Genomic DNA, 11,706 nt, shown 5'->3' with positions numbered 1-11,706 from the left:
CGGAGATCATCGCATCGAATTTCGCTTTTGTAGCTGCATCTAGGTCTTTCAAGTCCGTGAAATCAGCAGACGACTTTGCAGCGAATGCTAGGGATGAGAACATGGAAAGAGCCATAGCGGATGTAAGAACTACGGAAAGAGTTTTCTTCATAAAGGTTTGTTTCCTCCTAATATTTTAAAGTTTTTTTGTTATAAAAACTTATAACCAGCGGGACGACTCTCCAATCATTCTTGCAAGATTCCGTGTAGCTTCGCGTCTATCACCTCGGCTACATGACTTAGTATACGTGAGTATATGCATTATTTCATTGATAAGTATTTTCCAGTAGAGTCGATTTACGTGGTGGATACTTATCGATTTGTACAACTTTCACTCACAATTACAATTTACATAATAATTGTGAAGCAAATAAGTAGAGAACCTGAATGCCATCTAAAAGTTAGCTTAATATAAACTGAATGCAAACCCTCCTATTTCCAAATAGAAAAGAGACTGTATCCATAAGATCGGACACAGTCTCTTTTCTATTCTTTATTTAGGAAGTTTGCTGTTTTGCTGCATGACGCGGTACACAATTGCGGAAGCTTGCGCTCTTGTCATGTTGCCTTTCGGATCAAAGCTGAATGTATCTTTCTTTTGACCCTCAACAGGAACATTCTTGATTCCATCCATGTATCCGGCTTTTACTACAGCTTCAACAGAAGGCATAGCATAAGTACTCATGATGCTGTCATCAGCATCTGTAAATTGTTTTTTCAAGTTTGCCATTGACTTTACATTGTCACTATTCACTTTCATATTAGCGGCACGAGCAATCATCACAGCAGCATCTTCTCTGCTGATCGAGTTATTAGGCAAGAATAATCCATTAGAGTTTCCTCGAACAATCCCTGTCCTAGCCCCAGCTTCAATGTGCATGAAGTCGAACAAGCTGCTGCTATTCGGTAAACCTAAGCCTCTGCGAACATCTGCAAATGTACCTTGGAAGTTAGGGTTCGTAGGGTCATTTGTATGATAAGATGTATCATCATTAATTAGAGGGATATCAAAACCTTTTACTAACAGAGTTACAAATTCACCGCGAGTAATTGCATCATTCGGTAAGAATTGACCCGTTGTTTTGTTATTCATAACACCTTTTGAATATAAAACATCTAAGTAATCACGTGCCCAGTCGTGCGAAGTGACGTCATTAAAGCTGTTATCCATGTACATAACCTGGAAGTATCCAAATGTCTCAACTGGTACTTTAATTGTATGAGATTTGGCATCAACAACGCCACCAATGTTTTTCCAACCTACATATTGATTACCACTGCCACTTGGATCAAGGAAGGTACCATACTGATACACAGTAACATACTTCCATGAGTCCGTTCTTATATCTGAATCATACTTCAAAGTCATTGTTCCGTGTTGCGTTGGAATCATAATGCTTTTGATATAACGCGAGAAAAAGTTCTTCTCGCCTGGTCCAGGGTTTGAAGGAATCGGAAGATTTCCAGACCCTTGCAGCGCGGCTTTTAGCGTGTCATTATTGTCAGCTGCAGAAAGATCTACTTCCCCTGCATCCACCCAGAATAATTTACTCGCAGGTCTGAATCGTCCAGTAGGCTCTTGTAAGAACCTTGTTCCTACAAATGCAATTTCGGAAGCTTTATCTACACGTCCATCATCCTGATTAGCGATACCAAATACAAGCTTACGATCTGCTGTAATGAACTGTTCAGAAGCGGTTCTATCATTACGCATCACTTTTGTGTCTTTAGGGAATGACAATTGAAGATCGCCATTAAACACACTCATTTTAGACGTCAAAGTCGTTCTGAACTGCGCCCCTTCAATTGGCGTATTCTGATTCATTAAGATGAAAGTACCTTTGACTTTATTAGGCCCGCGGGTAATTTCAAAGGTGATTGTATTCTTGCCGGCTTTAAGGTTTGCTACGTCGTATCTAAATTTGCCCGGCTCAGTTTGAATTGCCGCTACTTTTCCAAATACTACAGACTCTGCACCATCAGCTTGAATGATGACAGTCTGAAAGTTCGTGTTCACATTGGCTTGATCAATTTTATCTGCGTTTTTCACGAAATTATTTGGCTGGAGAAGAAGGTAGCTGACTGGCTGCTTCGTAATTGTGATCATTTTACTAGTTGTACGCCCAGAGTTATTCTTAGCAACAATCTCGAAAACGTAATCACCGTATTGATCCATTGTATACGTTGTTGTACCGAAATCAATCTTATAGGACTTACCATCGACGGAGACTTCTTGCTTTCCGCCATTCGCTACTAAGGTTGGAGGCGTCATGTTAGCGCCTGAAGGAGCTTTCCTTAGATATAGAATCGCCTCAGTATTCAACTCTGCATTTCGCAATGTGCCTGCTAATTGAAGCACACTGGAAGATGTTAAGTATGAACCTGTTGTATCTCCATCTGTAGATGGCGTCAAATTAACATTTGGTATTAATCTTTCGATAATTGGCGCGTAATCGCTAAGTACAAATACATCATAGTTCGATTGAGTAACTAAAATTTCTTCTGTACCCGGTTTTAAATATAGTGAGAACTTAACTGATTTCTTACCATCCGCATCAAACAAACTAGTAAATGCCGTACCAGAAGCAGTACCACCGAATAGGGCATTCAATGCTGTTTCAGTAATCGTAAAATTGCCATTGCTATCAATTAACGAGCCAATTGGAGCTGTTGTTTTGCTAATTGGAATGTCAACATCATTAATAGACAGTTTCACTAGCGGATAATTAGCAGGAGGCAGATTTACGATTTTACCTGTGATACAAGGCCCACCAACTGCACCACAAGATAATTCTCCCTTGCTTTTCACCACTTTGCCATTATAAAGATTACTAACAATGACATACGGCGCTCCCGAAATATTCAAACTATATACCTTTTTACCGGCATTATTCAGTGTTCCCGCGCTATCTTTCGGTATAACCGTCATCGTTGTTAAACCATCCGTAAGATCATGTAAATCAACTGTTGCTCTGTAAATACCAGGAGAAGTTTGAGTTACGTCAAAATCGCCATTCCCGGTAAATCCAGGGATATTCACATTTACTTTTTGTGTATTAGCATTTGTATAGATGTTGAGTTTAGCAGGAAACTCATTGATTTGGCTCGTACCTTGTTCACTTAAATTAACTTCAAATTGCGGACCGCCAATTGGGTTGAACTGTTGAGCAACACTCATCAAATAAGGCAGCGCCGGATTCGTGTAATTGAACAAATAGGTTGTTGGTGTGTTAGGATACCCAGCAGAAGTAACGAGTTTAACCTCGATTTGCTGTGTCGTAGCACTAAGAGATAAAGGCATGCTGACTGAAAGTTGATATGTGTTGTATTTCGATGTGTTGTCCTTTAGCGAAACAACGGGAGTAATGGCTCCACCGCCAGATAATGTTCCATTAACATTACTTATACTAGCGTCAGCAAACGTATAACGGAAGCTTGCAGCTCCTGCAACGCTTATCTCCGCATAAACATAATCAAGTACGCCTGCAGTTATGTTGCCTTTGCTGTTTTTGATATCTGCTGTGAACGTAATGTCTTTCTCCGTTGCACTTTCTAAGGTTGGCTCAGTGATCAATTTCTTATCCGCTGATGCTGCTTCACTCATAAAACGTACATTACCGTTATAAGCAAAACCTAAACCATTATCATACTTAAACTGTCTGCTCGTCGTATAATAATTAGTTGGATTCTTGGAAATAAACTGAATTTGGTTATCCCCTGGCTTTAAATTAATATCTGTATTTCTTCCTGTGTTCGTAAGGAAAGTAAAAATGCCGTTGTAGAAATTCGATGCTTCATACGTAGTGCCATTAACAATAGCATTCACTTGATAGGCATTGTTAGCATTACCAGTGATATTTACATTCGTATAAGGACCTGAAGATGGAAACATACCTCCATCTGTGAGTACATCGTCGTTGATTTTTAAATTCGTTATATTGGAAACAGGGGTAAAGTAGGCCCAGCCCGGTAAGGAGGGTATGCTTGATGTACTTTCGAACTTAATGACAATTCTATTCAAGCCCTCTGTCAGCTCTACATTTTGAAAAGTAATTTGATTGTTATTATCCGAATTTACAACAGGGCGATTGGTCCGATTAGGCGTGGTAATCCCTGTGGTTACGTTCGTTATTTCATAATAAATTTCCGATACTTGTTCTCTCGGAATACCATTGATGTCTACACTTAACGTAATTGGATTGGTAGTAAAACGTTGAACGGATGAGTCTTTAAATTCTGTCCCTGGAGGGTCCGCAGGATTGGGATCCGTATGTACGTACAAATTCGTAATATTCAAAACTGGCGCGGCCGAAGCCGTGAGTGGCGGAAGCAAGGCCAACAACATGGCAACCATGAGGCTAATGCTAATCCACTTATTTCTTTGCTTGGTCTTCAAAGCTAGTTCCTCCTTATGTCCTTCAAAATATCATTCTACCAAAAGTTCTTTATCTCTTATTTATCGGTTAAAACTTCTCAATTGTTTAGAGAAAGAAAAAAGTTCACAAAATGGAAAAAAATCCAACCCGAAGGTTGGATTTAAGAAGAAAACCATTTATAAGTGCTGATTATTTGTCGCTCTGTACAGTCTTGCCTACAAGTCTCTGCAGGAAGTTAAGTACCGGCTTGCGACTTTTGCTAATGATGCCGATTGCTTCTGCCCCAACTAGCATCACGAGGAATAGCGCAACAATGATCATGATCAAGCCCCAAGTAGAATCTTGGGAAATGAAGACAGAGCATACAACCGCGCTGCCGCCAAATACGGAAGCAATCCCGTAAATGATCAGTACGCTTGTACGATGACTGAAGCCAAGCTGCAACAAGCAATGGTGGAGATGGCTTTTGTCCGGTGCCGAGATCGGCAATTTATTCACGTAACGGCGCATAATCGCGAAGAAAGTATCGGATAATGGTACGCCTAGAATCATAATCGGGATTAAAAGCGATACAACGGCAGCTTGTTTGAAGCCGAGGATCGAGAGTGTTGCCAGTGCGAACCCTAGGAACAAGGCGCCTGAGTCGCCCATAAAGATTTTGGCGGGATGGAAGTTGTAGAACATGAAGCCGACGATACTTCCTAGTAAGATCACAGCCAATAGAATAACAGTTACATTGCCCATCATAAGAGCTAATACAAGAATCGTAGTGGTAGCAATACCAGATACGCCCGCGGACAGCCCATCAAGACCATCAATCAGGTTAATGGCATTGGATACGCCAACGATCCACAATATCGTAATCGGGATACTCAACCAACCGATAGGCAGGTTCGTCTCTCCGAACGGAATGTTAACGAGATCGATTTTGAGGCCAAAGGAAACAACGATACATGCAGCAATGAGTTGCCCAAGTAGCTTCCATTTGGGGGATAGTTGAAACCGGTCATCCAAAGCCCCCGTAATGACGATAACTAATCCGCCTAGCAGCAAACCAAACGCTGCATTGGAGTTAACGGCATCAAGTGCTGGAGAGACGACGAAATAAGCTCCGACAAAGGCAAGGAAAATAGCTAAGCCTCCGAGACGTGGCATAATTCGGGTATGAACTTTTCGATGGTTAGGGGCATCTACAGCTCCAACCCAGAAGGCAAATTTTTTGACCAGGGGTGTCAGCAGCACTGCAATAATGCAGGCGGCGATGAACCCAATCGCGTATAATCCATACATGTCTTCTTCACAGCTCCTCTTGTCTTGGGTGGCAGGTGATCCGCCGAAGAGAATTATACTCCCATTTGTCCACAAATACTACTGCTAAATTTGTCTGAAATGACCGTTTTCAGCCAATTTTCATGAAAATTTTCATGGTTTTGTGACTTTCTCTTTGTCACGCATCACTTTCATCGCGAATTTGGGGAGTAATAACATTCTTTTGTAGCGCCACGGCTCCTGTAACAGGCGGTAGAACCATTCAAGACGTAGTTTTTGGAATACAACTGGTGCTCTTTTTAGCTTGCCCGAAAGAACATCAAAACTTCCCCCGACTCCCATCATAACTGGAACGCCAAGCTGCCCTTTGTATTTGCCGATCCAAGGCTCCTGATTCGCTGACGCTCTCCCTACAAATAGAAGATCCGGCGCTGCATCAACAATGGATTGAATGACTTCGGCATCCTGAGCATCAGTAAAGTAACCGTCGCGCACGCCAACTAGCTGAATTCCGGGGTAGTTCATCCGCAGTTTGTCAGCTGCCGCTTGAATGACTTCATTAGAAGCCCCCAGCAGATAGACTTTCCAGCCCTTCGACTCTCCAGCTTTCATCAGCTCATTCAGCAAATCATAACCAGGGACCCGCTCTGCGACAGGCTCTCCGACATAATTGGCAGCCCAGACCACACCCGTTCCATCAGGAACGATAAGCTCGGCTTGCTGCATCATGCTCATATAAGCTGGGTCATCCAGCGCTGACATAACCATAATCGGGTTGGCCGTTATGATTTGGTGAGGCTGTCTTTGTTCAATCGCCTTCGCTAGATAGGCAACCGTTTGGTCCATGCCCATTTTGGAGACAGGAACCCCGTATATACGAACTTTCGGTATAGCTTGGGCAGACACAGCTCCACCTGGGGTCGTTGTTGATGTTGAGCTCATAGATATCTCTTCCTTTATGTGACGTTGGCTTTCACGTTTTGGTTGAATTTTTTTTATTTATTAAAAAAGGAGATGATGCTTTTCGCAGGAAATTGCGCCTGCGCCTTAAGCTCTTCAATGGCGTCGCGCTTCGACGCCGCCCAAGCTTCTCGGCCGTTCAGGAGAGCCGCAGCATCCTGGGCCAATGCATCAGCATCGAAACGAGACGTCGATGCTGCAGCTTTCATGCCGAGCCTATGGAGGAACTGGTCGATCTTCGGATCATACGAGATGCCGACCATAGGCACATACTGCGAAGCTGCATAGATCAAAGAATGCAGCCTCATCCCGATCAGCAGGTCGCATCCCGCGACCTGCGCGAGCATATCCTGCGGATGGACGATGCCCGGCACCATCTCTACCCTAGAGCCGTGATCGCCCAAACGGTCGATCACGAACTGCGAGGCCACCTCGTCCGAAGGGAGGTGGAAGGGCAAGAACCGCAGCCGCACATTGCTATCGGCGGCGAGCAGCTTTGCCAAGGACCGCGAGAGAGCTTCCAGCTCCGAGCGGTCCTCGTTCCAGAAGCGGACGGATACACCCACCGTCCGCAAGCCCTCTGCCGACCCGCTGGTCCCAGCCTCGCCGCGAAGCGGCAGGCCCATGACCGGGTCGGGCACGACGGCGATGCGCTCCCGCGGGAGGCGCATCTTCACAAGCAGCTCCGCGGATTCCGCGTCGCGGACAGAGATATAGGCGCTGCGCCTGAACACGCCGCGGATCCAGCCATCGAACATCCGGCGGTTCACCGGGCCGATGCCCTGGGAGTAAATAAACGTAGGCTTACCAAGCCATTGTGCGATTTTCAAAACCGCTAAGTAATACGGAATCGTCTTGGAGCTTGTAGCATCCTGCAATAAACTGCCGCCGCCGCTGATCAAACCATCTGCTTCCCGTAATGCGCGGAGAAGTGAGCCCGGTTTCATGCGGTGATAAGATTGGACGCCATACATCGCTGACGTCTTCTCTGGATTCGCGGAAAGCACGATCGGCTCGATGCGAATGCCCTGCTCCCTGCCTTGCTCCTCCAAAGCGAACAAAATAGATTGAAGCACAGCCTCATCGCCGCTATTATCGAAACCGTAGTAGCCGGATAGCGCTATTTTGACAACTTTGGCACCCATCGTTTCCAACTCCTTGTGATGATTTCCCAAGCTGCGATCAGAACGAGGCCAATGATAGCACCAAATACGATTCCGTAGGATATACGGATGAGAGAAATATGAAGCGGTGTGTGCAAATGAGCAAAGGTATCAACGATGGAAAGCTGCCCAATTACACCTATGAAAATCAAGTAGACAGCATGTCTATATCGTAAGGATAAATATGCTCCAAGAACGAATAATGGATGAGCTACTAAGAACTCTTTTGTACGCGGACGTACGCCCAGTGTGTTCTCCAGGAACGAACGGAATAATTTCTCCACCGTTGAAGCTTGTCCTTCGTTACCCGTGCGAGATAAGTAATAGAAGATAGCAGCCAGACCAATGCCGGCAACAACGATCCACAACACACTGATAAAGGATGTAAGGATACGGCGGATATTCATGATTTTATCGCTATAGGTATTATTCTCGCTAAAGAACAGCAAGTACACACCTGCGATTGCGATAGGCAGCAAATGCAGCGCACCTACACCACGGAACTGCTGCAGAACCAGCGAGTACGTAATGTGATTTAGAAGCGCAACCTCATAGACAACACCAAGGAGTGAAATCACTGATGTTTTGATGAGTGTCCAGAGTGCAAACGCAAGACCTGATTTCCATTTCGCCGCGGCCCCCGAACGAACCGTTCGAATCGCTAGCATAATCGCAATGCTCGGGGCAGAAATCGCTGATGCCAAGGCAAGTGCTTGTGCGTATAAGTTAGCGGATAAGGTATGTAGACCAACCAAACCGATCAAACCGAGCACAAAAAACACGAGTGTAGCTTCTGGAATGAAGAAAGAAATCATGAGCACGATGATGCTTAATCCACCAATCAACATAAAGGCGCTGGCGACTTTTTGCCATCCCGTCGTATGAACATCGAATGTCTGGGCTAAACCAAGCGTAAAGCCAGCTTTCTCAATACGCGGAATCGCTCCGTCTTTCCCTTGCAGACTCTCATAAAAAGCGGAAAGAGGGTCTACCAATTTACCTTTATCAAGGCTCTTAAGCGGCTTAGCGTTCAAGAAAACCATACGGATATTGCGATCTTTCACCGCAAGCACGAATCGATCCGCAACGCCTTGAATGCGGTCTTCCAGCTCAGCTTTTTTCAGCGGCTCCATTAGCTTCTCTCCATCTTTCTCCGTGAAAGAATGCAGCCGGACAACATTGTAATTCGTTTGTTTGGCTAATGTGTTAAAACCCTTCTGGGGCTCTTTCAGTAATTCGATAGCTGCTAAGCCAATGCCATTCTTGTTCAGTAGATCTGCCATTTTGTTAAGGCTAACCTCTGTATCTTCTTCTGTATAACCCGGAACTTCATTGCCATCGACAATGATTCTTTTCACACCGATATCATGCAGCTGCTTCAGGAACTTATCCATCTCATTTGTGACGAAAGGTCGACGATTAGATAGACGCACTACGATTTGGAAGCCTTGCTCCTTCAACATTTGCAGCGTAATCGGGTCAGGGTCCATCCCTTTGATGGAAGCATCGTCCAAACTCATTTGAATAATGAGCCCGTTACGATTTTTGAAGCTCCATGGTTTAATGCCAACGTTAAGGTCAGCAAATGTTTTCTGAATTAATGGCTCTAGCTTCTGCTGAGTCGCACTGTCCTTGAACAACACATAGGTGAAGTTCTCGTTAGGATCACCGAAGGTTTGGGTTAGCGCAGCTGCGTCCCTTGAGTTATACAACTCAATATGGCGGCTTTCTTTGAATTCGCCCAGCGTACTTTCATAAACGGCCATTGATCCAATGCCAGCGGCTTTCATATTCTTCAACTGCTGCGCGACGAAGCTCTGAGGATTTGTTTGCACATCCGAAATGTCCAATAAGTCACGATAGTCAAAAACAAACTCGACGTTCTTCGTCGAAGTCTCCGTTTGGTGACGCATGTAAGCTAGCGGAAGCGAGCCTAGCATACCGATAATGACAAGCCACCATAAAACATTTTTGAGCGGGTTATTCCAAGTTTTATACCAATTCACCAATTGTCCACTCCTTAGAGCATTTACTTTCTAGTCCCATATACATTCGAAAACCCCTTCAGCTCCTAGATTCGAGGAAATAGGCCAAATGAATACGGATTTATTCCATCAATTCATTAGACGTCCTATCCCTGACTTAGGTTCTGAAGAGGTTCAATTGACCCTATTTCATTATCCGTCTACACGGCTAAGCACATATTGAATAATGCGATCCAACTGTTCTGCGGCTTCTGCACCTGTTGATCCTTTTACTGCAAAATAAAACTTAATCTTAGGCTCAGTACCCGACGGGCGCAAGCAGAACCAGGAACCGTCCTCCAGCTTGAATTTCAGCACATTCTCGAGCGGAAGTCCATTTACCCCTGTGGCGTAATCTTCCATAGCCGTTACCGGTGTACCGGCAATTTCTGTTGGAGGATTCGTTCTCCAAGCTTCTACCATGCGTCCGATTTGTTCTACGCCGTCTTTCCCTTTGAGTGTCCTTGATTCCAGTTTTTCCAAAAAGTAACCAAAGGATTCGTACAGTCCTTGTAGGACTTCATATAATGTCTTGCCTTGCTTCTTATAATAAGCTGCCGCTTCTGCGATAAGCATAGCTGCAATAACGGCATCTTTATCTCGGGCATAATCCCCAGCCAAATAACCATAACTCTCTTCGTAGCCAAATAGGAACGTATGCTCACCTGTTTGTTCGAATTGGGTCATTTTTTCACCGATGTATTTAAAACCAGTTAGCGTATTTAACGTTGGAATTCCATAATGGCCAGCGATTACCGCGCCCATCTCGCTCGTTACGATCGTTTTGACAACTACGCCGTTGGCTGGAAGTGTTCCACGTTCCTTCAAGCTTGATAATAAATAATTAACAATAATGGCTCCCGACTGGTTGCCTGTTAGAACAAAATACTCTCCGTTGTGATCCTTCACTACAGCGCCCATACGGTCTGCATCCGGGTCAGTCCCGATAATGATATCAGCATTCCACTCTTTCGCCTGTGCGATAGCAAGTGTGAAAGCTTCACGTTCTTCCGGATTCGGAGACTTCACGGTTGAGAACTGTGCATCCGGCAGCTCCTGCTCAGCAACAACACGGACTTGTCCAAAACCGAGGGTTTCCAATACCGCTCTGACCGGTACATTACCCGCTCCATGGAGAGGCGTAAAGATAACGCGGAAATCGTCGCTAATTTCTCTAATCACTTCCGGGTTTTGACTAATCGCGGTTACTGCCTTTATGTACGCTTGATCCACATCTTCGCCAAGCCATGTAAGAAGGCCTTGCGCTTCTGCCTCTTCTTGACTCAGTTTCTTCACTTTATCAAAAGAGTCGATGCTCTGAACTTCGGCAATGACTTGCTCCGCAAACTGAGGAACGAGTTGTCCGCCGTCTGCACCATATACTTTGTATCCATTATATTCAGGTGGGTTATGACTTGCTGTCACGACAACGCCTGCTGTCGCGCCCAGATATCGCACAGCAAAAGACAACTGTGGTGTAGCATGCAACGTCTTGAATAAATAAGCCTTTACGCCGTTTCCTGCGAATACCAGGGCAGCTTCTAGAGCGAACTCCGGCGACATATGACGTGAATCGTAAGCCAGTACAATAGAAGGGCTCTGTACGCCTGTGCTATTCACATACTGTGCAAGACCTTGGCTTGCACGACCAACGGTGTAGACATTGATGCGATTCGTTCCAGCGCCAATCACGCCGCGAAGCCCACCTGTACCGAATTCGAGATCTTTGTAAAAGCGATCCTCAATTTCTTTCTCATCTTCCCGAATTGCAAGTAGTTCCTTTTTCGTTTGTGCATCCACTGCTGGATCGTTCAGCCATAATTGATACTCTGTTTGTACGCGCGTCATAGTAGTCAGGTTCATCTCCTTTTTATC

Annotated in this window: 6 protein-coding genes; all 6 read right to left on the bottom strand. The window is 44.8% G+C overall.

Going from position 1 to position 11,706, the window contains the following annotated elements; genetic code table 11:
• Nucleotides 1–532: 532 nt before the first annotated feature.
• A complete protein-coding gene (locus GQF01_RS09560; RefSeq protein WP_161406592.1) occupies nucleotides 533–4,435 on the bottom strand; it encodes an S-layer homology domain-containing protein in 3,903 nt (1,300 codons plus the stop codon).
• 169 nt (nucleotides 4,436–4,604) lie between these two features.
• A complete protein-coding gene (locus tag GQF01_RS09555; protein ID WP_145668526.1) occupies nucleotides 4,605–5,705 on the bottom strand; it encodes a glycosyltransferase family 4 protein in 1,101 nt (366 codons plus the stop codon).
• 132 nt (nucleotides 5,706–5,837) lie between these two features.
• Nucleotides 5,838–6,626, bottom strand: coding sequence for a WecB/TagA/CpsF family glycosyltransferase (locus tag GQF01_RS09550; protein ID WP_161406591.1), 789 nt, complete (start codon nucleotides 6,624–6,626; stop codon nucleotides 5,838–5,840).
• A 53-nt stretch (nucleotides 6,627–6,679) separates the two neighbouring features.
• Complete coding sequence (csaB, locus tag GQF01_RS09545; RefSeq protein WP_161406590.1) at nucleotides 6,680–7,789, bottom strand: polysaccharide pyruvyl transferase CsaB; 1,110 nt, start codon at nucleotides 7,787–7,789, stop codon at nucleotides 6,680–6,682.
• Nucleotides 7,765–9,813: a DUF5693 family protein gene (locus GQF01_RS09540; protein WP_328803429.1), complete on the bottom strand. Its 2,049-nt coding sequence runs from the start codon at nucleotides 9,811–9,813 to the stop codon at nucleotides 7,765–7,767. Before GQF01_RS09540 ends, csaB begins: the two co-directional genes overlap by 25 nt.
• Nucleotides 9,814–9,984: 171 nt before the next feature.
• Nucleotides 9,985–11,679 (bottom strand): phospho-sugar mutase, encoded by a 1,695-nt coding sequence (locus tag GQF01_RS09535; RefSeq protein WP_161406588.1) that lies wholly within the window; start codon nucleotides 11,677–11,679, stop codon nucleotides 9,985–9,987.
• Nucleotides 11,680–11,706: the final 27 nt, after the last annotated feature.

This window comes from Paenibacillus silvestris (assembly GCF_009882985.1).
Classification (GTDB): domain Bacteria; phylum Bacillota; class Bacilli; order Paenibacillales; family NBRC-103111; genus Paenibacillus_E; species Paenibacillus_E silvestris.
The sequence above is the reverse complement of the archived record's forward strand: the minus strand, read 5'-3'. Positions and strand labels throughout refer to the sequence as shown.